Below are 26,281 nucleotides of genomic sequence, written 5' to 3'. Positions count from 1 at the left end.
CGGCGGACGGCTGCGGGATCAGGCCTCCGGGCCGCCGAACGACGCCAGGTACGCCTCGGCCTTCTCCTGCTCGAAGAAGAAGTTCTCGAAGTCGGCCGGGTTGTTGAAGCCGTTGGCGAAGCGGTCCGCGACCGGCTGGATCTGGCCGGCGGCGCCGAGCAGGTTCAGCACGTGCTCGGGCGGCGGCGCCAGCATCGCGTTGGTCCACTTGGTGACGTGCTGCGCGGTCTGCCAGTAGCGGTCGAAGGTGGCCTGCATCCACTCCGCGTCGAACGGCTGGTCACCGCGCTCGACGATGGAGGAGAGGTAGGCGGCCGCGCACTTGGAGGCGGAGTTGGAGCCCTGGCCGGTGATCGGGTCGTTGGCCACGACGACGTCCGCGACACCGAGGACCAGACCGCCGGAGGGCAGCCGGCCGATGGGGTTGCGCACGGTCGGGGCGTACCGCCCGGCCAGCGTGCCCTGTGCGTCGGTCAGTTCGACCTTCGTCGAGCGGGCGTACTCCCAGGGCAGGAACTTCTCCAGCAGTTCGAGGGTGAGCGCCAGGTGCTCGTTGGGGTCCTTGACGCCCTGGAACGCGTCGAGCGGACCGCCCGGTATGCCCTCCCAGAAGAGGATGTCGGCACGGCCGGAGTTGGTGAACGTCGGCATGACGAACAGCTCGCCGACGCCGGGCACCAGATTGCAGCGCACCGCGTCGAACTCGGGGTGCTCCGGACGCGGGCCCATGCCGTGGACGTAGGCGACGGCCAGTGCGCGCTGCGGCGCGTCGTAGGGCGACCGGGACGCGTCGCGGCCGAACATCGACACCAGCTCGCCCTTGCCCGCCGAGACCAGCGTCAGGTCGTAGCGGCTGGCGAAGAAGTCCAGGTCGGAGACTGCCGCGCCGTGGATGACGAGCTGACCGCCGCGCTGCGCGAAGGTCTCCATCCAGCCGGCCATCTTGACCCGCTGGTCGACGGACTGGGCGTAGCCGTCGAGCTTGCCGACCCAGTCGATGGCGCGCTGCGAGCCCTCGGGCGACTGGAAGCTGCCGGGGGCGGCGACCGAGACGCCCAGGCCCTCGATGCGCGGCGCCTGGCTCTCCCAGAAGTTGAGCTGGAGGTCGCGCTCGTGCTGGAGGGCGGTGTGGAACATGCACTGCGTCGACATGACCCGGCCGGAGCGGATCTCGTCGGAGGTGCGGTTGGACATCAGGGTGACCTCGTACCCCTTGGACTGGAGGCCAAGGGCGAGCTGGAGGCCGGACTGGCCGGCTCCCACGACGAGTATCTTCCGCATGGCGGTGCTCTTCTCTGCGTTTGCTGCTGCTTCGGGGAGGGGGGTGGATCGGTGCCGGCGGCAGCCTATTCGGGCGTTTCGGCCAGCGCGTGGCCGACCAGTGCCAGCAGCGATTCGACGACCGTGGGCCGATTCCTCGCATCCATGATCACGATGGGTACGTGCGGCGGCACGGTCAGCGCGTCCCGCACGTCCTCCACCGCGTACATCGGTGTCCCCTCGAAGTGGTTGACGGCGACGACGTAGGGCAGCTGGCAGCTCTCGAAGTAGTCGAGCGCCGGGAAGCAGTCCTCAAGGCGCCGGGTGTCCGCCATCACGATCGCGCCGATCGCGCCGCGCACCAGGTCGTCCCACATGAACCAGAAGCGCTGCTGTCCGGGCGTGCCGAACAGGTAGAGCACCAGCTCCTCGTCGAGCGTGATGCGGCCGAAGTCCATCGCGACCGTGGTGGTCTTCTTCTCCGGCGTGGCGGTCAGATCGTCCGTCTCGGCGCTGGCCTGCGTCATCACCGCCTCGGTCTGCAGCGGGGTGATCTCCGAGACCGAGCCGACGAAGGTGGTCTTGCCGACGCCGAAGCCACCGGCGACCACGATCTTCGTGGAGATCGGGGCCCGCGAGCGGTCGGTCTGCCAGCTCTGCAGGCCCATGTCGGCGGCGGACTGCGCACCACCGGCGAACAGGTCCACGCCGTCGGCGCCCGCCGCACCGGCCGTTATCGTGTCAGAGCCTGTGAAGTCCACTCAGCACCCTTTCCAGCAGCGCGCGGTCGGGCCGGCCGGTGCCGTGACCGGTGCCGTAGACGCGGATCTTTCCCTGGTCGGCGAGGTCGCTCAGCAGCACCCGGACCACGCCGAGCGGCATCTTGAGCAGCGCGGAGATCTCCGCCACCGAACGCATCCGGCGGCACAGCTCCACGATGGCGCGCATCTCCGGCATGACCCGGTCGCCCCAGCCACCGGAGGTCAGCTCCGGCCGCTCGGGGGAGGCGTCGAGCGCCGCCACGATGGTCTCGACGAGCAGGACGTGACCGAAGCGGGTCCGGCCGCCGGTCAGTGAATACGGTCGTACACGCGCGGGTTTACGGTCCCCGCCGCGCACGGGGAGTTGGGGTGTGGTGCTCACTGGGCGCTCTCCATCGACTTACGCAATTCGCTGCGGAGTTCGGGGGTGAGGACATGTCCGGCACGGCCGACGAAGAGCGCCATGTGGTAGGCGATGATGCTCATGTCGCAGTCCGGCGTCGCGTGCACGCCGAGCAGCGAACCGTCGCTGATCGACATCACGAAGAGACTGCCCTCGTCCATGGTGACCATGGTCTGCTTGACCAGCCCGCCGGACATCAGCTTGGCGGCACCGGCGGTGAGGCTGCCGAGTCCGGAGACGATGGTGGCGAGGTCCGCGCTGGAGCCGCGGGGCCCCTCACCGTCCTCCGCGTACGCCGCCTCGTTCCGACCGGGGTCGGAGGAGAGCAGCAGCAGACCGTCGGAGGAGACGACGGCGACGGAGAGGATCCCCGGGACCTCGTCGACAAGATTGGTCAGCAGCCAGTGCAGGTTCCGGGCCTGGGTGCTCCGGCCTGCTCCGTGGGCAATGGGCGCTTGGGCCATCAATCGCGTGCCTCCTCGACAACGTGGCTCTTCCCCGGGGCCCCCGCTCCGTCGGTGTCCATCTGTGAGCTGGTCTGCTGCCCGGCCCCGTCCTGCGGCGCCGCGGGCTGCGGCGCGCCGCCGGGTCCCCCGGGAGCGCCGGCGAACTCCGCCTCGACCTCGCGGCGTCCGGAGCGTGCCCCCTGCTGGAAGCCGCCGAGCCGCCGGCGCAGCGCCTCCGCGTTGGCCTTGCCGGTCTTGCGCGGCGCGGCGGTGTTCGCCTTCGGCGTCACGACCTTGGGCGTGCGCTTGGGCAGGCCCATGTCGGTGCGGCGCTGCTCGGGCACCGCGGCCTCACCGGCGTCCGGCGCGGCCTGTCCGGCGTGCGGCGCGGCGGCCGGGCCGGGCTCCGCGGCCGGCGCGGGCCGGGAGTGCTGGTCGGGCCCGATGGCGTACGGGTCGGCGGGCGCCGCGGGCTCCGGCCTGCGGTGGCTGCCGGTGCCGGGCGCGGCGTAGGGGCCGGACGACATCGGACCGTACGGGCTGCCGCCGTCCGCGGCGGGCGCCTCGACGTACGGGGCGACGGGACCGGCCGGGGCCGGGCGGCCGCCGGACGCGTCCGGACCGACCTGGGTGACCGGCGCCTGCGGGCCGGGCGCCTGCGGGCCGGGCGCCTGCGGGGCCTGCGCCGCACCCGGGGCCTGCGCCTGCGGCGCTATCGGCGCCCGGGGAGCCGGGGCCTGGGCCTGCGGGGCCGGCGTCTGCGGGCCCGCGGGGGCCTGCGGCGTGGGGGCGCCGCGGTCGGGGAGGCCGGCCGCGTCGATGGCGCGCTCGGCCGCCGCGACCAGCGGGTCGGCCTGCGGGGCGGGGGCCACGGCGGGCTGCACGGGGGCCCCGCCGCGCTTCGGCAGGGCCGACGGGTCGGCGCGCGGCACCCGCGACTGGAGCGCGTTGGAGTTCGCCTCGGCGGCCGAACCGGGCAGCATCGGGCCGGTGGGCGAGGGCGTGCCCGCGCGGGTGTTCACCGGGCCCGGGCGGGTCGGCAGGATCGAGCCGGGCAGCACCACGACGGCGGTCACGCCGCCCTGCTGCTGGGCGCGCAGCTGCACCCGGACGCCGTGCCGGGCGGCGAGCCGCACCACGACGTACAGGCCCAGGCCCAGGGACTCGTCGATGGTCTCGGAGGTCGAGGCGGCCTCCGCGTCGGCGAGCCGGTCGTTCAGCTCGGCGAGGCGCTCGGCGGTCATGCCGATGCCCTCGTCCTGCACCGAGAGCATCAGCTCACCGGTCTCCAGCAGCCAGCCGGACAGCTCGACATGGGCCTCCGGCGGGGAGAAGGCGGTGGCGTTCTCCAGGAGTTCGGCGACCAGGTGGCTGATGTCGTCGGCGGCGAACCCGGCGAGCTGGGCGTGCGGCGGCAGCGACTGGATGATCACCCGGTCGTAGCGCTCGATCTCGCTGACCGAGGCGCGCAGCACGTCCAGCAGCGGCACCGGGCCCGCGTTGCTGGTGCCGTGTTCGGTGTCGGCCAGGACCAGCAGGTTCTCGCTGTTGCGGCGCATCTGCGCGGCGAAGTGGTCGAGCTTGTAGAGCGTTTCCAGGGCCTCGGGGTCCTGCTCCTGCTCCTCCATCGACTCGATGACGTGGAGCTGACGCTCGACCAGGCTGATGGTGCGCAGCGCGAGGTTGACGTACCGGCCGTGCACACCGGTGCGCAGCGTCGCCAGCCGCTCGGTCAGCTCCGCGACCTCGGCCCGCAGCGCCTCGCGCTCGCGGTCGATCACCTCGCGCTCGTCGGCCAGCCGCTGCCGGGCGGTGATCAGCCGGCCGCGCTCGCCCTCCATCTCGGCGGTGCGCCGGGCCACGTCGGCGACCTGTGCGTGCAGGGCGTTGACGGAGCGGACGGCGGCGGCGAACTCGTCGTTGCGGCCCTTGAAGGCGATGGGCTCCTCGTGCGCCGGATCCGCGGCGACCCGCTTGGCGCCGAGCCGCAGCGCGGCCAGCGGGTGGGTCATGGAGCGGGCGGCGGAGATCGCGACGCCGAGCGCCAGCAGCAGGCAGGCGCCGACCAGGGCGATCTCCACCTCCAGCGCGGTGACGTCGTCGTCGCGCAGGGCGGACAGGCGCTGGATCTCCTGGGTGGCCAGGGCCGACTCGACGCCGCGCATCAGGTCGATCCGGGCGGTGAGGGTGGCCTGCACCCGCGAGCGGCTGAGCGCCGCGTCGGCGGCGTCCATCCGCGGCTGGTCGGTGAGGCGGGTGAGGTACCGCTCGGCGGTGGTGACGTCCGCGCCGTTGACGGTGGCGTCGTAGCGGTCCTGGGTGCGCTCGGCCGCGGTCTGCGAGAAGTCCGCGAGGGAGCCCTGTTCGCGCAGGTGGGCGAGTTGGGCGGCGGCGGTCAGCTGAGGCTGCTCGCCCCCGGCCCGCAGCGCGGCGAGCAGCAGCGCGCGGGTCCCGGCGGCCTGTTCGACGGCGCGGCCGAGCGCGGGCAGCGCACGGGTGTCGGCGTCGTCGGCGTCCGCGCGTCCGGGCAGCGAGCGGGCGATGTCGTCGGCGATGGCACCGAGCGCCTGGAGGGCGCGGGTGTACGCCTCGTAGGTGGACTGCGCGGTCGCGGGCCCCGCCAGGGCCTCCTGACGGATCTGCGGCAGGGTGGCGAGCTGCTTCTCGGCGGCGGCGTAGACGGCGGTCTCGCCGGACGCGTTCTGGGCGGCGGCGCGCAGATCGCGCAGCTGCCGGTCGACGCGGGAGCGCAGCGGTTCGTAGCCGGCGGCGGTGCTGCCGGCCCGTCCGGTGGCGATGTACGACGTCATGGTGTCGCGCTCGTCCGCCAGGGAGTGGGACAGCGCTATCGCCCGTGAGTCGAGTTGGGCGAGGTCGACGAGGCGCTGGCTGGTGTGGGTGTCGTCCACCGCGGCGCTGATGCCGGGGGCACCGGCGCCTGCGACGGCGACCGCGACCACCGCCACCGCGCCCATCAGGCGGTTGCGCACCCGCGCGGGGCGCCTGCCCGCGGGGTCACCACCGGTCGTCGTGCCGGGGCCTTGGCCCGTGTCCGGTACCGGGACCGGTCGGGCCGGCGTTCCCGGCTTCCCTGCGCTGCCCCGAAGCCGCTTCTTCCGCACCGCTGCTCGCATTCCTGTCTCGCCTGCCCACGCCGAGTGGCGCGCGGGTCCGGCTCGGTTTCCGCTCGCGGGGCGAACCTGCGCGAAACCGCAGCAGTGCACACTTCCGCGAAGGGAAACAGCCCGGCTTTGCGCGGCGCGACGTATGTCCCGGCCCGCCCCCCATGATCCGGGAAGCGACCTTTCCACCGGCTCCGCGCAGTGGCTCGGCAACACTTGCCCGGCCACGCGAATGAGTGAACATCAATCGGAAGTTGACCATCAACTTCCGTGCATGGCCGATTCTCGATGCAACCCGGCGCAACGTTGCGGTGCGTTTGGAGAACCGGTCGGCTCCTGCAAAGATGCCCGCCCGCATCGCGCGCGCCCCCGCACAAGGTGCCCCGTCGCGGGCGCCGGAGGGCAGGTCGCCGGCCACCCGCCCGCGCGGCGCCGCCACCGCCGCCGCCCGGCGGCGCTCCGGCAGACTGCCCGGCATGCGCATCGAACTCGCCGTCGCACCGGGCGATCCCCAACACCCAAACGAGGACTACGCTTCCGTCGCCCTGCCCGCGTCCGGCCAGGGAGGAAGCCTGGTGCTGCTGGACGGCGTGACCCCGCCCGAGGGCGGCTACGGCTGCCTCCACACCGTGCCGTGGTTCACCGCGCGCCTGGGGGGCGCGATGCTCGAACTGTCGGTTTCGCACCGGGACATGACGCTCCCTGAGGTGCTCGCGGCAGCCATCTCCCGGACCGCTGCCGTTCACCGGTCGACATGTGACCTTTCTCACCCCCGCACTCCGCAGGCCACAGTAGTGGCCGTGCGCTGGTCCGACGAGAGCGTCGAGCACCTCGTACTCTCCGATTCGGCCCTGTTGTTGACGGGCGCGGACGGCGGCGTGGTGCCGGTGCTCGACACCCGGCTCGACGAGCTGACCCCGGCGGTCCGTGCCGAGCGCGAGGCGCTGCGGGCGCTGCCGCGCGGCTCGGCCGGGCGGACCGCGGCCGCCCGCGCGTATGTCCGCTCCGTCGAGGCGCTGCGCAACGCCGAGGGCGGGTTCTTCACCGCGGCGGCCGATCCGTCGGTGGCCGCCCGGGCGGTCACCGGGTGCACCCCGCGCTCCGAGGTGCGGGCGGTGACCGCGCTCAGCGACGGCGCCGGGCGCTGGGTCGAGGTGTTCCGCGAGGGGTCCTGGCAGGAGTGCGCGGCGCTGGTGGCGCGCGAGGGGCCGCAGGCGCTGATCGACGCGGTCCGCGCGGCGGAGGCGGCGGACCCGGCGGGCGCCGCCTTCCCGCGCGGCAAGGCGCGGGACGACGCGGCGGTGGTGCACGTGGAGCCGTGAGGGCGGCAGGCGGCGGGCGGCGGCCGCCCGGCGCGCGGGGACACACCGCGCGCCCCCGGCGCCGCCCGCCGGGGCGCGTGCTACGACGCGTCCTCCCCCTCCTGTTCGGCGTTGAGGCGGTGCAGCAGACGGCTCAGCTCGGCGACCTCGGTGCGCTCCCAGGAGGCGAGGCGGCGGGCGTAGCGGGCGCGGCGGGCGAGGCGGGCCCGGCAGTAGCGGTCGCGGCCCTCGTCGGTGAGGCGGACCAGGACGGCGCGGCCGTCGGCGGGGTCGGGCTCGCGGGTGACCAGGCCGAGCCCTTCGAGGGCGCGCAGTTGGCGGCTCATCGTCGCCTTGCCGACGCCGAAGTACCCGGCCAGGTCGGTGGCGCGCTGCGCCCCGGCGTCGGAGAGGCGCACCAGCAGGCCGTACGCGGCGGGCTCCATGCCGGGGTGGACCTCGCGGGCCAGCTCGCCGGAGGAGGCGCGGGCCCGGCGCAGGAACACCGCCAATTCGCGCTCCAGGGCGAGGAATACGTGGTCCACACCCGCCGCGTCGCCGTGGTCCGCCGCTCCGTCGGCTCCGGTGTTGTGCACGTCAGCACCCTTTCCGGCGTTTCCGTTCGTGAAAAGTTTCCGCTTGCCGCCGCCGAAGCCGCAGCTTGGCCAGTATTTCGCAGGATTAGACCAACGGCAGCCCCGCGTCCCCCTTTTATCGCCGCGGTCTACGCGCGTATCGTCATTTCTGGCATGGCCACACCAAGTCAGGTGCCGGGCCTGCCCGGTCCGCGCACGGCGTCCGCACCGACGGCGCCCGCGCGCACCGCGTACGTCGCACCGCCGCACCACCGCACCTTCGCACCTCGGCACTTCCGCACGTCGGCACCTGCACTTCCGCACCACGCACCGCACCCCGCCGCGCCCCGCGGCGGTCGCCGCCGTACCCCGGTGGCGCGTGACACCGGGGCCGTGGTCCGCCGCGGCTCCGTATCCCCCCTCAGGTCACCTCGGACGAAAACCGGAGGCACGCATGCTCGTGCACAGGTCGGGCTCACCCCACCGCACCCGCACCCTGGCCACCGCGGCCGGCTCCCTGCTCGCGACCCTCGCGCTGCTGGTGGGCCTGCCCGGCAGCGCCACGGCCGCCGCGACGCCCGCCAAGGACGCGCCCGAACCCTCCCACCCCGCCCAGGACTGGGCCGGATCGCAGATCGCCGCACACGAGGGCACCGGCTCCGACCGGCCGGCGACCGGGCTGCTCGCCGGCGTCGAGGGTGTCGACGTCAGCGGTCACCAGGGCAGCGTCGACTGGACGACGCTCTGGAACAGCGGCGTGAAGTTCGCGTACGTCAAGGCGACGGAGTCGACGAGCTACACCAACCCCTCCTTCGCGCAGCAGTACAACGGCTCGTACAACGTCGGCATGATCCGCGGCGCGTACCACTTCGCCACGCCGAACACCTCCAGCGGCGCCGCCCAGGCCAACTACTTCGTCGACCACGGCGGCGGCTGGTCCAAGGACGGCAAGACCCTGCCGGGCGCGCTGGACATGGAGTACAACCCGTACGGCGACACCTGCTACGGCATGAGCGCCGCCGGGCTCGTCAACTGGATGAAGGACTGGTTCGCGACCTACAAGTCGCGCACCGGCCGCGACGCCGTCATCTACACCTCCACCAGCTGGTGGAAGCAGTGCACCGGCAACAACACGAGCTTCGGCAGCATCAACCCGCTGTGGGTGCCGCGCTACGGCTCGTCGGTCGGTGAACTCCCGGGCGGCTGGGGCTTCCACACCATCTGGCAGTACACCTCGACCGGCCCGTACGTCGGGGACCACAACTCCTTCAACGGCGCGTACGACCGGCTGCAGGCGCTCGCCAACGGCTGATCCCGGCGCGAAGAAGGGCCCCTCCCGCGCGTTGCGGGAGGGGCCCCTCTTCCGGGGTGCGGTGCCCGTCGCGTCCGTCACGCCGCGGCGGGCACCGCACCGTCCGCCGCGCCCGGGGCGCGGACCGGCGTGGCCGCGTCGGTCAGCGCCAGCTCCAACACCGTGCGCACATCGGTGACCGGCCGGACGTCGAGGGCCCGCAGGACCTCCTCGGGGACGTCGTCCAGATCCGGTGCGTTGCGCTGCGGGATGATCACCGTGGTGATGCCGGCGCGGTGCGCGGCCAGCAGCTTCTGCTTGATCCCGCCGACCGGCAGCACCCGCCCCGTCAGCGACACCTCACCGGTCATCGCCACGTCCGGCCGCACCTGACGGCCGGAGAGCAGCGAGGCCAGCGCGGTGGTCATCGTGACGCCCGCGCTCGGCCCGTCCTTCGGGACGGCGCCGGCCGGTACGTGCAGATGGACGCCGCGCTCCTTGAGGTCGCCGACCGGCAGCTCCAGCTCCGCGCCGCGCGAGCGCAGGAACGACAGCGCGATGTGCGCCGACTCCTTCATCACGTCGCCGAGCTGACCGGTGAGCGTCAGACCCGAGGCGCCGGTCTCCGGGTCGGCGAGCGACGCCTCGACATAGAGCACGTCGCCGCCGGCGCCGGTGACCGCGAGTCCGGTGACGACCCCGGGCACGGCGGTCCGCCGCACGGCCGGGTCCTGCGCCGACTCCGGCGTGTGGTGCGGCCGTCCGATCAGCGGGCGCAGCTCCTCGGCGGTGACGGTGAACGGCAGCTCCTGCTCGCCCAGTTCGTGGCGGGCGGCCACCTTGCGCAGCAGCCGGGCCACCGCGCGCTCCAGGTTCCGCACGCCCGCCTCGCGGGTGTACTCGCCGGCCAGGCTGCGCAGCGCGTCGTCGCTCAGCGTGACCTCGCCGGGCGCGAGTCCGGCCAGCTCCAGCTGGCGCGGGAGCAGGTGGTCGCGGGCGATGACGATCTTCTCGTCCTCGGTGTAGCCGTCCAGCCGCACCAGCTCCATCCGGTCGAGCAGCGGTCCGGGGATGGCGTCGAGGACGTTGGCGGTGGCGAGGAACACCACGTCGCTGAGGTCGAGTTCGACCTCCAGGTAGTGGTCGCGGAAGGTGTGGTTCTGCGCCGGGTCGAGGACCTCCAGGAGGGCCGCCGCGGGGTCGCCGCGGTAGTCGGAGCCGACCTTGTCGATCTCGTCGAGCAGCACCACCGGGTTCATCGAACCGGCTTCCTTGATCGCCCGGACGATGCGGCCGGGCAGCGCGCCGACGTACGTCCGCCGGTGGCCGCGGATCTCCGCCTCGTCGCGGACGCCGCCGAGCGCCACCCGGACGAAGGAGCGGCCCATGGCGCGGGCGACGGACTCGCCGAGCGAGGTCTTGCCGACGCCGGGCGGGCCGACCAGCGCCAGCACGGCGCCCCCGGCGCGGCGCCCGCCGCCGGAAGCGGTCCCGGCGCCGGCGTCGTCGGCGGCGGCGCGTTCGGCGCGGCGCTTGCGGACCGCCAGGTACTCGGTGATCCGCTCCTTGACGTCCTCCAGACCGGCGTGGTCCGCGTCCAGCACGGCGCGGGCGCCGGGGATGTCGTAGGCGTCCTCGGTCCGTTCGTTCCACGGCAGTTCGAGGACGGTGTCGAGCCAGTTGCGGATCCAGGGGCCCTCGGGGCTCTGGTCGCCGGCCCGCTCCAGCTTGTCGACCTCCTTGAGCGCGGCCTTGCGGACGTCCTCGGGCAGGGCCGCGGCCTCGACGCGGGAGCGGTAGTCGCCGCTCTCGTCAGCGTCGTCGCCGGTCAGGTCGGACAGCTCCTTGCGGACCGCCTCCAGCTGCCGCCGCAGCAGGAATTCGCGCTGCTGCTTGTCGACGCCCTCCTGGACGTCCTTGGCGATGGACTCGGCGACGTCCTGCTCGGCCAGATGGTCGCGGAGCGTCTCGGTGGCGAACTTCAGCCGGGCGACCGGGTCGGTGGTCTCCAGCAGGCGGACCTTCTGCTCGACGGTGAGGAACGGCGAGTAGCCGGCGTTGTCGGCGAGGGCGGCGACGTCCTCGATCTGCTGGACGCGGTCGACGACCTGCCAGGCGCCGCGCTTGCGCAGCCAGCTGGTGGCCAGCGCCTTGTACTCGGTGACCAGCTCGGTCACGGCGCCGGGCAGGGTGCGGCCGCCCTCGCCGTCGGTGGCGCCCGGCACCGTCTCCTCGACGGCGCTGCCCGCGACCCACAGGGCGGCGCCCGGGCCGGTGGTGCCGGAGCCGATGCGCACCCGGCGCAGCCCGCGGATGAGCGCGCCCGGGTCGCCGTCGGACAACCGGCCGACCTGCTCGATCCGTCCGAGCGTGCCGATCGCGGCGTAGGTGCCGTCGACCCGGGGCACAAGCAGCACCTCCGGCTTGTTGCCCTGGACGGCGGCGGACTGCGCGGCCTCGACGGCGGCCCGTACGTCGGCGTCCGACAGGTCCAGCGGCACGACCATCCCGGGCAGGACCACCTCGTCATCGAGGGGCAGCACCGGCAGAGTGAGCGTGTGGGACGACGAAGCCATGATCTCCCCTTCGGCAGGCAAGTTGAGCTGTACCCACTCAATGCGGGAGGGCGGGGAGTTGTTCCCCCTTCCGTGTTCGCCGTGAGCGATCAGCGGGTCGCGGTCCGCCGCGACGGCCGCGCGGCCCGCTCCCCGCTGCGGCATCCGTGGCCCGCCCGAGCGCCGCCGGAAAACCGCTTGCCGGCCCTCGTACCGTCGAACCGTGACGGACATCGACGGCCTGCTCGCGGCCTACGACGAGCGGATGCGGGGCACCCCGCCGGACCTTCCCCGGGGCGTCACCCAGGAGCAGGACGGGCCGCTGACGCGGCTGACCGGACAGTTCCGCGGCTTCCTCAGCGGCCCGCCGGACCTGGGCGTCGGCGGCGCCGAGCTGGACGCGCTGATCGCCCGGCAGTGCGCGGTGTTCGCCGCCCGGGGCGAGGCCGTGGAGTGGAAGACCCGCGGCCACGACCGGCCGGCGGACCTCCCCGAGCGGCTGCGGGCCGCCGGGTTCGTGCCCGAGGAGCCGGAGACGGTGCTCATGGGCCGCGCCCGGGAGCTGGCCGGGGACCCGGTGCTCCCCGAGGGCGTCACGCTGCGTCAGGTCACCGACGACGCCGACCTGCGGCGCATCGCGGCGATGGAGACGGCGGCCTGGGGCGACGACCACGGCTGGCTGGCCGACGACCTGATCGCCCGCGTCGCGGCCGCCCCGGACGCCATCGCCGTGCTGGTGGCGGAGGCCGCGGGCGAGGTGGTCTCGGCGGGCTGGCTGGTGCTGCGGCCCGGCTCCGGCTTCGCGAGCCTGTGGGGCGGCTCGACGCTGCCCGCCTGGCGCGGCCGCGGCATCTACCGCGCCCTGGTCTCCGCCCGCGCCATGCTCGCGGTGGCGCACGGCGCGGACCTCCTCCAGGTCGACGCCTCCGCCGCCAGCGCCCCGATCCTGCGCCGGCTCGGCTTCCACGCCGTCACCACGACCACGCCGTACGTGTGGACGCCCGGCGGCGGATGAGCCGTCCCGGGGAGCGGCGGGGCGGGCGGGCGGGGCGCGGACGCTCGCCGCGCCCCCGGCTCAGCGCCGCCGCGCCCCCGTCACCGGCGCGGGACGCCCCACCGCCGCGCGTCCCGCCGCCGCCCGCCGCAGCGCCGGATGCCCCAGGTCGCCGTGGAGCCGCGCCGGGCGCGGGCCGGACCGCGCCCGGCGCAGCAGCGGCCAGGACGCGACGCCGAGCGCGAGGGAAACGAGGTGGCCGCCGGAGCTGAGCGGGTCGGCGAAGGTCAGCAGGTCCGCGGCGGCGTAGCAGGCGGCGCCGCCCAGCAGCGGCCGGCCCAGCCGCCCCGGCAGCACTCCGGCCAGCGCTCCGGCGCAGGTCATCACGCCGTAGCTGATGCCGTAGTCGAGGCGGTGCGCAGCGCCCGGCGGCAGCGCCCCGGCGGCGACGGCGGCGCCCACCGGCAGCTCCGTGGCGAGGGTGGCCAGCACATGGCCGCCGAGGAAGACCGCGAGGGTGCGCGCGGCGCCGACCCGCCGCTCCAGCGCCGCGAGCACCACGACGAAGGCGAGCGCGAAGCCGGAGAGCAGCCCGCCGTCGATCCACAGCGCGCTCGCCACCAGCACCCGCACCGGCGTCGCCGCCAGATGCGCCGCGTCCGTGCTGGAGGCCCGCAGCAGCTCGGCCACCCGCGCCGGATCCGCGTACGCCGCGAAGAGCGAGGTGGCCACCAGCAGCAGCGCGTACCAGAAGGTGAACGGCGTCGCCCGGGGCCCGGGCAGCAACCGCCCCGGCCACCGCGCCGCCCCGCGCCGACCGCCGCGGGCGGGCGCCCCGGCCGCCCCGGCCCCGCCCCGTGCCCGGTTCACCCCGCTCACCGCACCCCTCCGTCGCCGCCGTCGCGCTCCCCGCTCCGTCCGCCGTACCCAACGCGCGGCGGCGCCCGGCCGTTCGCCGCGCCCCGCCCCGGCGTGCGTGAGGTACGTCACGGCACACAACCCGCGGCGGGCCCGCCGCGTTGCCCGGGCAATCGGTTGGACCCGCGCCCGCGCGGTTGGCCAGGATGGTCGGCATGACTCCCGTTCCCCCCGACCCGACCTTCCCCACCCCGGCCGGCCCCGCGGACGGCCCGGTCACGCTGGACCGCCGCGAGGGCCCGTACGGCGAGGTGGTGCTGCGCCGGCGCGGCGGCGCGGACGGCTCCGGCGGCGCGCCGGTCTTCGAGATCATCGCCAACGGCTGCTTCCTGATGGACACCTCCGACGGCCGCTCCGAGCGGCTGCTGATCGATGCGGCGCTGGCCGGCCTGCCGCCGGAGCGGACGCGTCCGGCCGTGCTGATCGGCGGCCTCGGCGTGGGGTTTTCGCTGGTCAGAGCGGTGGAGGAGGGGCGTTGGGGGCGGATTGCGGTGGTCGAGCGGGAGGCCGCGGTGATCGACTGGCACCGCACCGGACCGCTGGGCGCCCTGACCGGCCGCGCGCTCGCCGACCCCCGCGCCGCGATCGTCCACGCCGACCTCGTCGACCACCTGCGAAACGACGCGGCCCCGGGCTCGTACGACGCGCTGTGCCTGGACATCGACAACGGTCCGGACTGGACGGTCACCGACGGCAACGACGGGCTCTACTCCCCCGCCGGGCTCGCGGCCTGCCACGCGGCGCTGACGGCGGGCGGGGTGCTGGCCGTCTGGTCGGCCCAGCCGTCGCCCGCCTTCGACCAGGCCCTCCGGAATGCCGGTTTCCAGCGCGTTCGCACGGAAGAGGTGCCTGTCACCCGAGGTGTCCCCGATGTTGTTCACCTCGCGCACAAGGGCGCGTAGCCGACAGTCACACCGTGCGCTTACGCTGCTCCCCTGGATGTGACGCGGCGCGGCGATCCGCGCCCTGCGACGGGCCGCCGCGCGCTGCCGCACGTCCACTCACTACGCGACCAGGCACACGGGGACATGCAGGGGCGGGCGATGGACCAGACTCAAACCAGCCAGGGCGGCACCGCCGCGGCCACGCCGGGCGCCCAGCGCCGGGTGCTGGTCGTGGAGGACGACCCGACGATCGTGGACGCCATCGCGACCCGGCTGCGCGCCGAGGGCTTCCAGGTGCAGACGGCGACGGACGGCCCGGCCGCCGTCGACACCGCCGAGGCGTGGCAGCCCGATCTGCTGGTCCTCGACGTGATGCTGCCGGGCTTCGACGGCCTGGAGGTCTGCCGCCGGGTGCAGGCGCAGCGCCCGGTGCCGGTGATGATGCTCACCGCGCGCGACGACGAGACCGACATGCTGGTCGGCCTCGGCGTCGGCGCGGACGACTACATGACCAAGCCGTTCTCCATGCGGGAGCTGGCCGCGCGGGTGCACGTCCTGCTGCGCCGGGTGGAGCGGGCGGCGCTCGCCGCGCACACCCCGCGCAGCGGCATCCTGCGCCTGGGCGAGCTGGAGATCGACCACGCCCAGCGCCGGGTGCGGGTGCGCGGCGCCGACGTCCATCTGACGCCGACCGAGTTCGACCTGCTGGTCTGCCTGGCCAACACCCCGCGCGCGGTGCTCTCCCGTGAGCAGCTGCTGGCCGAGGTGTGGGACTGGGCCGACGCGTCCGGAACGCGCACGGTCGACAGCCACATCAAGGCGCTCCGCCGCAAGATCGGCGCCGAGCGCATCCGTACGGTCCACGGCGTCGGCTACGCCCTGGAGACCCCGCCCGCATGACGCGTGGATGGCGGGCGCGCGGCCGCGCCTTGGCCGGGCGCCTGTGGGAGGGGCTGCGGCCGCTCGATCCGTACCGCTCGGTGAAGGCGGCGCTCGGTGCGCTGGTCGTCGTCTCGGTGATCATCACCACCCTGCTGGTCTTCGTCGCCATCCACTCGGCGACCGAGCTGCGGGTGATCACCGTCTTCTCGATCATCGCCTCGCTGCTGGTCACCCAGTTCGTGGCGAACAACCTGACCGCGCCGCTCGACGAGATGACGGACGTGACGCGGTCGATGGCGCAGGGCGACTACACCCGCCGGGTGGGCGCGACGCGGCGCGACGAGTTCGGCGATCTGGCCAGCGCCTTCAACCGCATGGCGGCCGATCTGGAGGCGGTGGACACCCACCGCAAGGAGCTGGTCGCCAACGTCTCGCACGAGCTGCGCACGCCCATCGCGGCGCTGCGCGCGGTGCTGGAGAACGTCGTCGACGGCGTCTCCGAGCCCGACCCGGAGACGATGCGGACGGCGCTGAAGCAGACCGAGCGGCTGGGCCGTCTCGTCGAGCACCTGCTGGACCTCTCCCGCCTCGACAACGGCGTCGTGCCGCTGCACTGCCGCCGCTTCGAGGTGTGGCCGTACCTGTCCGGGGTGCTGAAGGAGGCCAACATGAGCCGCGGCGCCTCCACCCTCGCCGGAACGGCCGGGTCCGGCACCCACACCCGTACGGACGTCCATCTCCACCTGGACGTCTCACCGCCGGAGCTGACCGCGTACGCGGACGCCGAGCGGCTGCACCAGGTCGTCGCCAACCTCATCGACAACGCGATCAAGCACAGCCCGCGCCACGGCCGGGTCACCGTGCACGCCCGGCGGGGCGAGGGCCCCGAGAGCCTGGAGCTGGACGTGCAGGACGAGGGCCCGGGCATCCCGGAGGCGGAGCGCTACCGCGTCTTCGAGCGGTTCAACCGCGGCGGGCCCGCGCCGTCCGGCCCGGGGACCGACGGCGGTACGGGCCTGGGCCTGGCCATCGCGCGCTGGGCGGTGGATCTGCACGGCGGGCACATCGGCGTGGCCGAATCCGATCGCGGCTGCCGGATCCGGGTCACTCTTCCGGGAACGGAGTCCGGCCGGAGCTGACGGCCCGTGGCGTAGGGTCGGTGCCGGAAGCACACGAACGGCGGTGCACCGCCCTGATCAGGGGGGTGTCCCCGGTGCGAGTCGTACCCGCGAGCGGGCAAACCCCGTGTGTTTCCCGCCAAGTCATACCGCGAAACCCGTCGGCGAATGTGACGTGCGCTACCTGTAGCCCTCCCGGACTGCACCAAAGGTCACAAGAGGCGTAGCCTTTATTTCCGCTGTCCACCACCTTAGGAAGCGGAAGAGGGCGGTTGCCGCCGTGTCGCCACAGTCCCCCAACAGCTCGAACATCTCGACCGACCAGGACGGTCAGGGCAAGTCCCCTGCCGCCGCGTTCGGTGCGAATGAGTGGCTCGTTGACGAGATCTACCAGCAGTACCTCCAGGACCCGAACTCGGTAGACCGGGCCTGGTGGGACTTCTTCGCCGACTACAAGCCCGGCGCCACTGCCGCCCCGGGCCAGTCGACCGAGGCCCCCGCCCCCGTACCGCCCACCCAGGAGACGCCCGTGGCCACCCCGGCGCCCGCCCAGCCCGCGGCCCCGGCCGCCCCGGCGCAGCCCGCCGCGACCGCTCCGGCCCCCGCCAAGGCGGCCCCGGCGCCCGCGAAGGCCGCTCCCGCCGCGAAGCCGGCCGCCGCCAAGCCCGCCGCCGCGAAGGCCACCGAGGCCTCGGCCGGCCCGGAGCTGGTGACGCTGCGCGGCCCGTCGGCCGCCGTCGCGAAGAACATGAACGCCTCCCTGGAGCTGCCGACGGCCACGTCCGTCCGCGCGGTCCCGGTGAAGCTGCTGTTCGACAACCGCATCGTCATCAACAACCACCTCAAGCGCGCCCGGGGCGGGAAGGTCTCCTTCACCCACCTCATCGGGTACGCGATGGTGCAGGCCCTCAAGGCCATGCCGTCGATGAACTACTCCTTCCAGGAGAAGGACGGCAAGCCGACGCTGGTCAAGCCCGAGCACGTCAACCTCGGCCTCGCCATCGACCTGGTGAAGCCGAACGGTGACCGCCAGCTCGTCGTCGCCGCCATCAAGAAGGCCGAGACGCTCACCTTCTTCGAGTTCTGGCAGGCGTACGAGGACATCGTCCGCCGCGCCCGCAACAACAAGCTGACGATGGAGGACTTCACCGGAGTCACCGCGTCGCTGACGAACCCGGGCGGCATCGGCACCGTTCACTCCGTGCCGCGTCTGATGCCCGGCCAGGGTCTGATCATCGGCGTCGGCGCCATGGACTACCCCGCCGAGTTCCAGGGCACCTCGCAGGATGCCCTGAACAAGATGGGCATCTCCAAGGTCATGACGCTGACCAGCACCTATGACCACCGCGTGATCCAGGGCGCCGCCTCCGGCGAGTTCCTGCGGATCATGAGCCAGCTGCTGCTCGGCGAGAACGACTTCTTCGACGACATCTTCAAGTCGCTGCGGATCCCCTACGAGCCGGTCCGCTGGCTGCGCGACATCGACGTCTCCCACGACGACGACGTCACCAAGGCCGCCCGGGTCTTCGACCTGATCCACTCCTACCGGGTCCGCGGCCACGTCATGGCCGACACCGACCCGCTGGAGTACCACCAGCGCAAGCACCCCGACCTCGACATCATCGAGCACGGCCTCACCCTGTGGGACCTGGAGCGCGAGTTCGCGGTCGGCGGCTTCTCCGGCAAGTCGATGATGAAGCTGCGCGACATCCTCGGCGTGCTCCGCGACTCGTACTGCCGCACCACCGGCATCGAGTACATGCACATCCAGGACCCCAAGCAGCGCAAGTGGATCCAGGACCGTGTCGAGCGGCCGCACAACTCGCCCGAGCGCGAGGAGCAGCTGCGCATCCTGCGCCGGCTGAACTCCGCCGAGGCGTTCGAGACGTTCCTGCAGACCAAGTACGTCGGCCAGAAGCGCTTCTCGCTGGAGGGCGGCGAGTCCGTCATCCCGCTGCTGGACGCGGTCATCGACTCGGCCGCCGAGTCGCGGCTGGACGAGGTCGTCATCGGCATGGCCCACCGCGGCCGCCTCAACGTCCTCGCCAACATCGTCGGCAAGTCCTACGCGCAGCTCTTCCGGGAGTTCGAGGGCAACCTCGACCCGAAGTCGATGCACGGCTCCGGCGACGTGAAGTACCACCTGGGCCAGGAAGGCGTCTTCACCGGCCTGGACGGCGAGCAGATCAAGGTCACCCTCGCGGCGAACCCGTCCCACCTGGAGACGGTCGACCCGGTCATCGAGGGCATCTCCCGCGCCAAGCAGGACATCATCAACAAGGGCGGCACGGACTTCACGGTCCTGCCGGTCACCCTCCACGGTGACGCCGCCTTCGCCGGTCAGGGCGTGGTCGCCGAGACGCTCAACATGTCGCAGCTGCGCGGCTACCGCACCGGCGGCACGGTCCACATCGTCATCAACAACCAGGTCGGCTTCACCGCCGCCCCGGAGTCGTCGCGTTCGTCGATGTACGCGACCGATGTGGCCCGCATGATCGAGGCGCCGATCTTCCACGTCAACGGCGACGACCCCGAGGCCGTCGTCCGCGCGGGCCGGCTGGCCTTCGAGTTCCGGCAGGCGTTCAACAAGGACGTCGTCATCGACCTCATCTGCTACCGCCGCCGCGGTCACAACGAGACCGACAACCCGGGCTTCACGCAGCCGCTGATGTACGACCTGATCGACAAGAAGCGCTCGGTGCGCAAGCTCTACACCGAGTCCCTCATCGGTCGCGGCGACATCACGCTGGAAGAGGCCGAGCAGGCGCTCCAGGACTTCCAGGGCCAGCTGGAGAAGGTCTTCGCCGAGGTCCGCGAGGCCGTCGCGGCCCCGGGCGCGGCCGAGGTGCCGGACCCGCAGGCGGAGTTCCCGGTGGCGGTGAAGACCGCGATCTCCCAGGAGGTCGTCAAGCGCATCGCCGAGTCGCAGGTCAACATCCCCGACCGGGTCACCGTCCACCCGCGTCTGCTGCCGCAGCTGCAGCGCCGCGCGTCGATGATCGAGGACGGCACGATCGACTGGGGCATGGGCGAGACCCTCGCCATCGGCTCCCTGCTGCTGGAGGGCACCCCGGTCCGCCTGTCGGGCCAGGACAGCCGCCGCGGCACCTTCGGCCAGCGCCACGCGGTGCTGGTCGACCGGGAGACCGGCGAGGACTACACCCCGCTGCTGTACCTCTCGGACGACCAGGCGCGCTACAACGTCTACGACTCGCTGCTCTCGGAGTACGCGGTCATGGGCTTCGAGTACGGCTACTCCCTGGCCCGCCCCGAGGCGCTGGTCATGTGGGAGGCGCAGTTCGGTGACTTCGTCAACGGCGCGCAGACCGTCGTCGACGAGTACATCACCGCCGCCGAGCAGAAGTGGGGCCAGACCTCCGGCGTCACGCTGCTGCTGCCGCACGGCTACGAGGGCCAGGGCCCGGACCACTCCTCGGCCCGCATCGAGCGCTTCCTCCAGCTGTGCGCGCAGAACAACATGACGGTCGCCATGCCGACGCTGCCGTCGAACTACTTCCACCTGCTGCGCTGGCAGGTCCACAACCCGCACCACAAGCCGCTGGTCGTCTTCACCCCGAAGTCGATGCTGCGTCTGAAGGCCGCGGCGTCGAAGGCGGAGGAGTTCACCACCGGCGGTTTCCGTCCGGTGATCGGCGACGAGAAGGCCGACCCGCAGAAGGTCAGCAAGGTGCTGCTCTGCTCCGGCAAGGTCTACTACGACCTGGCCGCCGAGCGGGACAAGCGCGGTGCCGACGACGTCGCGATCATCCGGCTGGAGCGGCTGTACCCGCTGCCCGGCAAGGAGATCCAGGCCGAGATCGCCAAGTACCCGAACGCCGGCAAGTACCTGTGGGTGCAGGAGGAGCCGGCCAACCAGGGTGCGTGGCCGTTCATCGCGCTCAACCTCATCGACCACCTGGACCTGGCGGTCGGTGCGGACATCCCGCACGGTGAGCGTCTGCGCCGCATCTCGCGGCCGCACTCCTCGTCGCCCGCGGTCGGTTCCGCCAAGCGTCACCAGGCGGAGCAGGCCCAGCTGATCGCGGAGGCGTTCGACGCGTAGTCGACCGCCCCGGTGATCCGGGACATCGCGCAGGGCCCGTCCCCACGAGGGGGCGGGCCCTGTGCCGTACCTGTCCGCGGCGGCGTGCGGCGGGCCCGTCCCCGGGGCGGGCGGCTGCGCGGCGCCGTGTCCGGCCTGCCTATCCTGGCCGGGAACGTCCTACTGACCCCTGGTGGAGAACCCGTGTATTTCACTGACCGCGGCATCGAAGAGCTGGAGAGCCGGCGCGGCGAGGAGGAGGTCACCCTCGGCTGGGTGGCCGATCAGCTGCGTACGTTCGTCGATCTGAACCCGGACTTCGAGGTGCCGGTGGAGCGGCTGGCGACCTGGCTGGCGCGGCTGGACGACGAGGACGACGAGGAGTAGCCGCAGACGAGACGCGCCCGGCGGGGCGACGGGACCGGGGCCGGCGGCCGGGGGGACATCCCTCGGCCGCCGGCCCCGTCGCGTGGGCGTTCGACTTCTCTCTTGACTTCGCCCGAGCGCGATATATCGTGTGTAGCGAAGACGCGATATGTTGCGTCGTTGCGGCCATCTTGCCGCTGTCTTGCTGTTGTCGTGCGTCGTTGCCGTCGCGTGTCACCGCAGTCGTGCGTCGTTGTCGCCGTGCGTCGCTCTTGTCGTGCGTCGCTCTTGTCATGCGTTGTCATCCAGCCGGGGGGTCGGAATGTCCAACGAGTCGAGTTTCGGTACGTCGAGTTCTTCCGCGTCCGGGTCCGGTGCGCCGGGGCCCGAGGACGCGCAGGTGCGCTATCCGCTCCGGGTGGCCGAGCCGCGCACCCTGGAGATCGGTGAACCCGTCCGGGCCCTGGAGATCCGGGTCTGCGGCGGCGCGGTCAATGTCGTGGGGTCGGCCGAGGAGGGCCCGGCCCGGGTGGAGATCGGCGAGGTCAAAGGCCATCCGCTGACCGTCTCCGTCCAGGACGGCACCCTCTCCGTCGGCTATGACGACCCGCCGTGGAAGGGTCCCTGGAAGAGCCTGTTCACCTTCCTTCGCGGCAAGGGGTGGCGCGACCACCGGGCGGAGGTATCGGTGACCGTCCCGTCCGCCACCCGCGTCGACATCGGCTCGGTCGGCGCCTCGGCGGTCGTGACGGGCGTCGCGGGCCCCGCCCGGGTCCACACCGTCTCGGGCGACAGCACGCTCGTCGGGCTGACCGGCGAGGTGCGCGCGGAGACCGTCTCGGGCCGGGTCGAGGCGCAGGGCGTCACCGGCGGTCTGCGGTTCCACTCCGTCTCGGGCGATCTGACGGTGCTGGACGGCGGCGCGGCCACGGTGCAGGCGGAATCCGTCAGCGGTGACATGGTCCTCGACCTCGATCCGTCGGACCGCGGTGCGGACATCCAGCTGACCAGCGTCTCCGGCGAGGTGGCGATCCGGCTGCCGGAGCCGGCCGACACCCGGGTGGAGGCGGGCACCACCAGCGGCACGTTCTCCAACGCCTTCGACACCCTGCGGGTCGGCGGCGGGTGGGGGGCGAAGAACCTCAGCGGAACGCTCGGCTCCGGAGCGGGCAGGCTGAAGGTCACCACCGTCTCCGGCGGCCTCGCGCTGCTGCGCCGCCCGGTCTTCGAGTCCGGGGACGGCGGCCGACCGGGCGACGGCCCGGCCACCCCGTCCACCGAGAAGAAGGTGCTCTGACCATGCCTCCCGTCTTCGCCCACGGCCGCCTGCGCCTCTATCTCCTCAAGCTCCTCGACGAGAATCCGCGCCACGGCTACGAGGTCATCCGCCTGCTGGAGGAGCGTTTCCAGGGCCTGTACGCGCCGTCGGCCGGCACGGTCTATCCGCGGCTGGCCAAGCTGGAGGCCGAGGGCCTGGTCACCCACGCCACCGAGGGCGGCCGCAAGGTCTACTCCCTCACCGACGCGGGCCGTGCCGAGCTGGCCGGACGCGGCGGCGAACTGGCCGAGCTGGAGCTGGAGATACGCGACTCGGTGGCCGCGCTGGCCTCCGACATCCGGGCGGATGTGAGCGGTTCGGCGAGCGATCTGCGCCGCGAAATGCGCGAGGCCGCCCAGCAGGCGCGGGCCCAGGGCCGCTCGGGCGCCGACGGCGGGGGGCCGGAGTCCGCCGCCGACGGCCCGTTCGGCGACAACGAGGCGTGGCGGCAGGCGAAGGAGGAGTTCCGCCGCGCCAAGGAGGAGTGGAAGGAGCAGGCGCGCCGGGCGAAGGACGAGCGCCGCCGCGCCGAGCAGGAGGCCCGCCGCGCCCGCGAACAGGCCCGCGCGGCCCAGGCGTTCGCCCGGGAAGAGGTGCAGCAGGCGCTCCGCCGGGTCCAGGAGCAGGCGCAGGAGCGGGTGCGGTCCGGCGACTGGGCGGGCGCGGTCCGCGAGGCCCTCTCCGAGGTCTCCCGCGAGGTGGGCCGCTTCACGGGCGGGCCGCACGCCGAGGACCACACGGGCCGGGAGGGCACCGCCCGCCCTGCGGAGGACGGCACCCGCCCGAGCGGGGAGCGCCCGCACGGGGCGCCTGCGTCGGGCGCCGGTGCGCCGGATGCCGGTGCATCCGGTGCATCCGGTGCGTCCGGTGCGTCCGGTGCGTCCGGTGCGTCCGGTGCGTCCGGTGCGTCCGGTGCGTCCGGTGCGTCCGGTGCCGGTATATCCGACGACCGTGCGCAGGATGAGGGGCAGGCGGGTCCGGGCGCGGGCCGTGCGGCCGGGCGGGCGCGGGCCGGGGAGCCGCCGTTGCCGGAGTGGGCGGACGAGCCGCCGGGCCCCGATCCGGCCCGCGACTTCGACCGGCTGCTGGACCGCTTCCGCGACGACCTCCGGGACGCCGCCCGCGACCACGGCATCACCCCCGAGCAGGTACGCCGGGCCCGGCGCCGGCTCGCGGAGACCGCCACCGACATCGGCGGCCTGCTGCGGGGACCGGAGAAGTAGGGGGAAGGGAGAGGCGGAAGGGGCGGGGAGGGGGCGGGGGGCGGGGCCGGGGGAAGCGCAGGCGGAGCGGCTGAAGGAAGCGGCCCCCGGGGAGCCGCAGTTGGGCGCGGAAACGGGGGTGTGCAGAGCGTGCAGAGCGTGCGGGGTGTGCGGAGCGCGCGGAGTGTGCGGGGTACCCCTGCCCCATTCGCCTGCTCCCGCCCGCTCCCTCCGCCGACCCCGCCCTCCCGGCGCCCTCCCGGCACCTTCCGCCCCCGCTCCCCGTCCTCCGTACCTTCCGCCCTCGTCGCCCTCCCCGCTCCCCCTTCCCTCCCGATGCTCCGCGCCGCTCTCGGTCCCTCTCTCCTCCTCCCCACCTCCCCTCACGGAGAGTTAGTCATCGCGGCCAGGATTTACGGCACGTAATCGGGGAACGTCATGTGTCGCACGGTTTTTCGTCCGGTGCCGGTATGGGTTCCCGGATCGGCGTCCGGGCGGCGGCCGTGTGCGGAGCGGGACGCCTTGTGCGGCCCGCTGTCCGTGCGGGGCGCGAGTTCCGTACGGCATCCGCCGCCCCGTACCGGCACCACACGGTCCGCGGACGCGCCCGAGGCGTGGACCCCTGGCCCTCGCGGCGCGCGCCAACGGCCGTTTCCGCCCTGCACGCACGCATCTCCGCACGCACGCATCGTGAAGGCCATGAGGTACAGCGATGTCGGACTACCTTTCGGTCGCCCGCCGAATGTGGCGGCAGCTCGAACCGCTGCACGCCACCGCCTACTCCGCCCCCGAGGCCCAGCGGGTCGCGGCGGGTCTCGGTTACGACACCACGTCGTGGCGTCCCGGCTACTTCGCCTGGCGCACGGCTCCGTTGGGAGCCGCGGGTCCGGAGCTGGTGACGGCGACGTACTGCACCTTCGCGCCGCGGCTGGTGGCCCAGCACGTACCGCGGATCTGGGCGACGGCCCGGCCGGGTGCGGTGCTGGACGCACGGTTGCGCGCCGTGGACCGCGCGCTCTCCCGGCTGCTGGGCGACCTGCTGGCCGGCCCGGAGGTGGCCGAGGCCGCCCGGTTGGCGCGCCGTGCCGCGGAGAACGCCGACGCCGTGGCGCGGCCGCTCGCCGCCGCCAACCGTGATCTGCCGTGGCCCGGGCCGCCGCATCTGGTGTTGTGGCAGGCCGCGGCGGTGCTCCGGGAGCACCGCGGTGACGGCCATCTCGCGACCCTGCTGACCTGGGGTTTGGACCCGTGCGAGGCGCTGGTGTCGCATGCCGCGGCGGGCGGCGGGCACGGTCGTTGCGGCTGGGCCGCACCGGCGTCCGCCGCCGCCCGCGGGTGGAGCGCCCAGGAGTGGAGCGACGCCCATGACCGGCTCGCGGCGCGCGGCTGGATCGCGCCGGACGGCAGCGCCACACCGTTGGGGCTCCAGGAGCGGGAGGCGATCGAGCGGATGACGGACCAGCTGGCGGCCGGGCCCTGGCGCGCGCTCGGCCGGACGGGCGCCGAACGCCTGAGTCTGCTGCTGCGCCGGATGAACCACGTCCTGCGCGCGGCGGGCTTCCGGCCGCAGGAGGCGGGGCCGGCGTCCGTACCGCCGTGTCCCCGGCGGGAGATGCCGCCGGGGCGGGGCGCTGCGGGGGCCATGGGCGCTGCGGATTCCGTGCGCGCCGCGGTGGCGGCGCCGCGCACGCCGGCGCCGCGGTTCTCCGCGTTGCCCCCGTCGTCGCCGTCATCGCCTTCATCGTCGCCACCGTCCTTGGCGCCGCCTCCGGCGGACCGGTCGGCCGGCCCGTCCGCCCCGGCGGTGGCCGCCCTCGCGGCGCCCGGCGGTACGCCGTAGCCGCCACGGCCCCGGCCCGGCGTCCAAGACGGCGCCAGCCGGAAGACGCGCCCCGGACAACCAGACCCCCGGGTCTCCAAGCATCCGGGCATCCGGGCATCCGGGCACCGGACATGGGATGCCGGGCACCCAACCCCCTTGACCTCAACCGCACTTGAGGAAGCAGACTCCGGACGAAACGGCGGCGGACGGCGGGGCGCCATGAACCCGTCCCGTCGTACCGCCGCCCCATGACGAACGGAGCATGCGATGCCCAGGACCTCCGCCTTTTCCGATGTGCGGCGGGCCGATGCCGCGACCGCGCTGATCAGCAGCTGGATCGTGCCGGACCCGGCGGTTCAGGTCGCGGCCGCCGATGCCGTGCTCGACGCATGGGAGGCGCAGGAGCGGCCCGACGCGATGCTGTCGCTGACGGCGTTCCTCAGCCTCGACGGCACGGAGGTGCTGCACCACGCGCAGTGGACGGACGACGAGGCGCACCGGGAGTGGGCGCGGGCGCACCGGCCCGCCGCGCTGGCGCCCGTCGACGCGGCGATCCCGGGCATCCGGCGGCCCGGTCTGGTGCGCTACCGGCTCGGCGGCAGCCATGTGCCGGACGGGGTTCCGGCCAGTGCGCCGGAGTTGCTGGTCACGCCGGTCTTCACCACGACGGGGCCGGAGGCGCAGCACGCGCTGACGGACACCGTGCTCGACGCGCTGGCCGAGGCGCAGGTGCCGGGGTTGCTCGGTGCGTATCTGTTCCGGAGTCAGGACGGTTCCCGGGTGCTCAACCACGCGGAGTGGACGGATCTCGCGGCGTGGCAGGCGTTCGCCGACAGCCCGGCGCCGGCCCGGATCGCGGCCCGGATCGCCGCGCTGGACGGCGTCACCCCGGACTCCGGCGGCCCGGACGGCGTCCGCCGCTACCGCCTGCACGGCGGACTGGTCAACGTGGCGCCACCGGCCTGACCGGGTCCCGGGGGGCGCCGCCCGGAAGGCCGGTCCCGGAACGCCGCCTTTGGCA

19 protein-coding genes and 1 pseudogene are annotated in these 26,281 nt (G+C 73.7%); 12 read left to right on the top strand and 8 right to left on the bottom strand.

All coding sequences use genetic code 11. From position 1 onward, the window contains the following. Positions 1 to 18: 18 nt before the first annotated feature. The 5 genes from ABT345_RS11270 to ABT345_RS11250 form a co-directional block, all read right to left on the bottom strand. Positions 19 to 1,281 (bottom strand): styrene monooxygenase/indole monooxygenase family protein, encoded by a 1,263-nt coding sequence (locus tag ABT345_RS11270; protein ID WP_345086264.1) that lies wholly within the window; start codon positions 1,279 to 1,281, stop codon positions 19 to 21. A 65-nt stretch (positions 1,282 to 1,346) separates the two neighbouring features. Further along, complete coding sequence (locus ABT345_RS11265) at positions 1,347 to 1,928, bottom strand: GTP-binding protein (protein WP_051739329.1); 582 nt, start codon at positions 1,926 to 1,928, stop codon at positions 1,347 to 1,349. 73 nt (positions 1,929 to 2,001) lie between these two features. Beyond that, the gene (locus ABT345_RS11260) at positions 2,002 to 2,403 is read right to left on the bottom strand and encodes a DUF742 domain-containing protein (protein ID WP_345086266.1); all 402 of its coding nucleotides are present in this window, start codon (positions 2,401 to 2,403) and stop codon (positions 2,002 to 2,004) included. Next, positions 2,400 to 2,888 (bottom strand): roadblock/LC7 domain-containing protein, encoded by a 489-nt coding sequence (locus ABT345_RS11255; protein ID WP_345086268.1) that lies wholly within the window; start codon positions 2,886 to 2,888, stop codon positions 2,400 to 2,402. The genes ABT345_RS11260 and ABT345_RS11255 overlap by 4 nt, the downstream gene beginning before the upstream one ends. Beyond that, positions 2,888 to 5,860, bottom strand: a complete 2,973-nt coding sequence (locus ABT345_RS11250; RefSeq protein ID WP_345086270.1) for a sensor histidine kinase — start codon at positions 5,858 to 5,860, stop codon at positions 2,888 to 2,890. Before ABT345_RS11250 ends, ABT345_RS11255 begins: the two co-directional genes overlap by 1 nt. 608 nt (positions 5,861 to 6,468) lie before the next feature. On the opposite strand from ABT345_RS11250, the gene ABT345_RS11245 reads away from it, so the two are divergent. Beyond that, entirely contained in the window at positions 6,469 to 7,314 is an 846-nt protein-coding gene (locus ABT345_RS11245; protein ID WP_345086272.1) for a hypothetical protein, read from the top strand. Positions 7,315 to 7,394: 80 nt separating this feature from the next. On the opposite strand, the gene ABT345_RS11240 is transcribed toward ABT345_RS11245, so the two are convergent. Continuing rightward, positions 7,395 to 7,889 carry a MarR family winged helix-turn-helix transcriptional regulator gene (locus ABT345_RS11240; RefSeq protein WP_345086274.1) on the bottom strand — a complete coding sequence of 165 codons (495 nt, stop codon included), beginning with the start codon at positions 7,887 to 7,889 and terminating at the stop codon, positions 7,395 to 7,397. 433 nt (positions 7,890 to 8,322) lie between these two features. Between ABT345_RS11240 and ABT345_RS11235 the strand changes: the two genes are divergently transcribed. Then, positions 8,323 to 9,180: a lysozyme gene (locus ABT345_RS11235; protein WP_345086276.1), complete on the top strand. Its 858-nt coding sequence runs from the start codon at positions 8,323 to 8,325 to the stop codon at positions 9,178 to 9,180. Between the two features lie 77 nt (positions 9,181 to 9,257). On the opposite strand, the gene lon is transcribed toward ABT345_RS11235, so the two are convergent. Beyond that, on the bottom strand, positions 9,258 to 11,735 hold the full coding sequence (lon, locus tag ABT345_RS11230) for an endopeptidase La (RefSeq protein WP_345086278.1): 2,478 nt from the start codon (positions 11,733 to 11,735) through the stop codon (positions 9,258 to 9,260). 202 nt (positions 11,736 to 11,937) lie between these two features. Between lon and ABT345_RS11225 the strand changes: the two genes are divergently transcribed. After that, positions 11,938 to 12,729: a GNAT family N-acetyltransferase gene (locus tag ABT345_RS11225; RefSeq protein ID WP_345086280.1), complete on the top strand. Its 792-nt coding sequence runs from the start codon at positions 11,938 to 11,940 to the stop codon at positions 12,727 to 12,729. 60 nt (positions 12,730 to 12,789) lie between these two features. Here the strand turns inward: ABT345_RS11225 and ABT345_RS11220 are convergent, their stop codons facing one another. Then, on the bottom strand, positions 12,790 to 13,587 hold the full coding sequence (locus ABT345_RS11220) for a rhomboid-like protein (RefSeq protein ID WP_345086282.1): 798 nt from the start codon (positions 13,585 to 13,587) through the stop codon (positions 12,790 to 12,792). A 194-nt stretch (positions 13,588 to 13,781) separates the two neighbouring features. Between ABT345_RS11220 and ABT345_RS11215 the strand changes: the two genes are divergently transcribed. From ABT345_RS11215 to ABT345_RS11175, 9 genes and pseudogenes are all read left to right on the top strand, one after another. After that, a complete protein-coding gene (locus ABT345_RS11215; RefSeq protein ID WP_345086284.1) occupies positions 13,782 to 14,528 on the top strand; it encodes a spermidine synthase family protein in 747 nt (248 codons plus the stop codon). Positions 14,529 to 14,669: 141 nt separating this feature from the next. Then, positions 14,670 to 15,410: a response regulator transcription factor gene (locus tag ABT345_RS11210; protein ID WP_030280798.1), complete on the top strand. Its 741-nt coding sequence runs from the start codon at positions 14,670 to 14,672 to the stop codon at positions 15,408 to 15,410. Further along, positions 15,407 to 16,531 carry a HAMP domain-containing sensor histidine kinase gene (locus tag ABT345_RS11205; protein WP_345086287.1) on the top strand — a complete coding sequence of 375 codons (1,125 nt, stop codon included), beginning with the start codon at positions 15,407 to 15,409 and terminating at the stop codon, positions 16,529 to 16,531. The genes ABT345_RS11210 and ABT345_RS11205 overlap by 4 nt, the downstream gene beginning before the upstream one ends. 259 nt (positions 16,532 to 16,790) lie before the next feature. After that, entirely contained in the window at positions 16,791 to 20,573 is a 3,783-nt protein-coding gene (locus ABT345_RS11200) for a multifunctional oxoglutarate decarboxylase/oxoglutarate dehydrogenase thiamine pyrophosphate-binding subunit/dihydrolipoyllysine-residue succinyltransferase subunit (protein WP_345086289.1), read from the top strand. Positions 20,574 to 20,756: 183 nt separating this feature from the next. Then, complete coding sequence (locus ABT345_RS11195) at positions 20,757 to 20,939, top strand: DUF6104 family protein (RefSeq protein WP_345086291.1); 183 nt, start codon at positions 20,757 to 20,759, stop codon at positions 20,937 to 20,939. A 301-nt stretch (positions 20,940 to 21,240) separates the two neighbouring features. Beyond that, positions 21,241 to 22,215 (top strand): DUF4097 family beta strand repeat-containing protein, encoded by a 975-nt coding sequence (locus tag ABT345_RS11190; RefSeq protein ID WP_345086293.1) that lies wholly within the window; start codon positions 21,241 to 21,243, stop codon positions 22,213 to 22,215. A gap of 2 nt (positions 22,216 to 22,217) precedes the next feature. Then, entirely contained in the window at positions 22,218 to 23,459 is a 1,242-nt protein-coding gene (locus ABT345_RS11185; RefSeq protein ID WP_345086295.1) for a PadR family transcriptional regulator, read from the top strand. A 691-nt stretch (positions 23,460 to 24,150) separates the two neighbouring features. Continuing rightward, positions 24,151 to 25,011, top strand: a pseudogene (locus tag ABT345_RS11180) (SCO6745 family protein); the annotation flags it as partial. A 516-nt stretch (positions 25,012 to 25,527) separates the two neighbouring features. After that, positions 25,528 to 26,226, top strand: a complete 699-nt coding sequence (locus ABT345_RS11175) for an antibiotic biosynthesis monooxygenase (protein ID WP_345086299.1) — start codon at positions 25,528 to 25,530, stop codon at positions 26,224 to 26,226. Positions 26,227 to 26,281 lie beyond the last annotated feature (55 nt).

It is taken from the genome of Streptomyces sp. NPDC000404 (assembly GCF_040300365.1).
Lineage (GTDB): Bacteria > Actinomycetota > Actinomycetes > Streptomycetales > Streptomycetaceae > Streptomyces > Streptomyces ramulosus.
The sequence above is the reverse complement of the archived record's forward strand: the minus strand, read 5'-3'. Positions and strand labels throughout refer to the sequence as shown.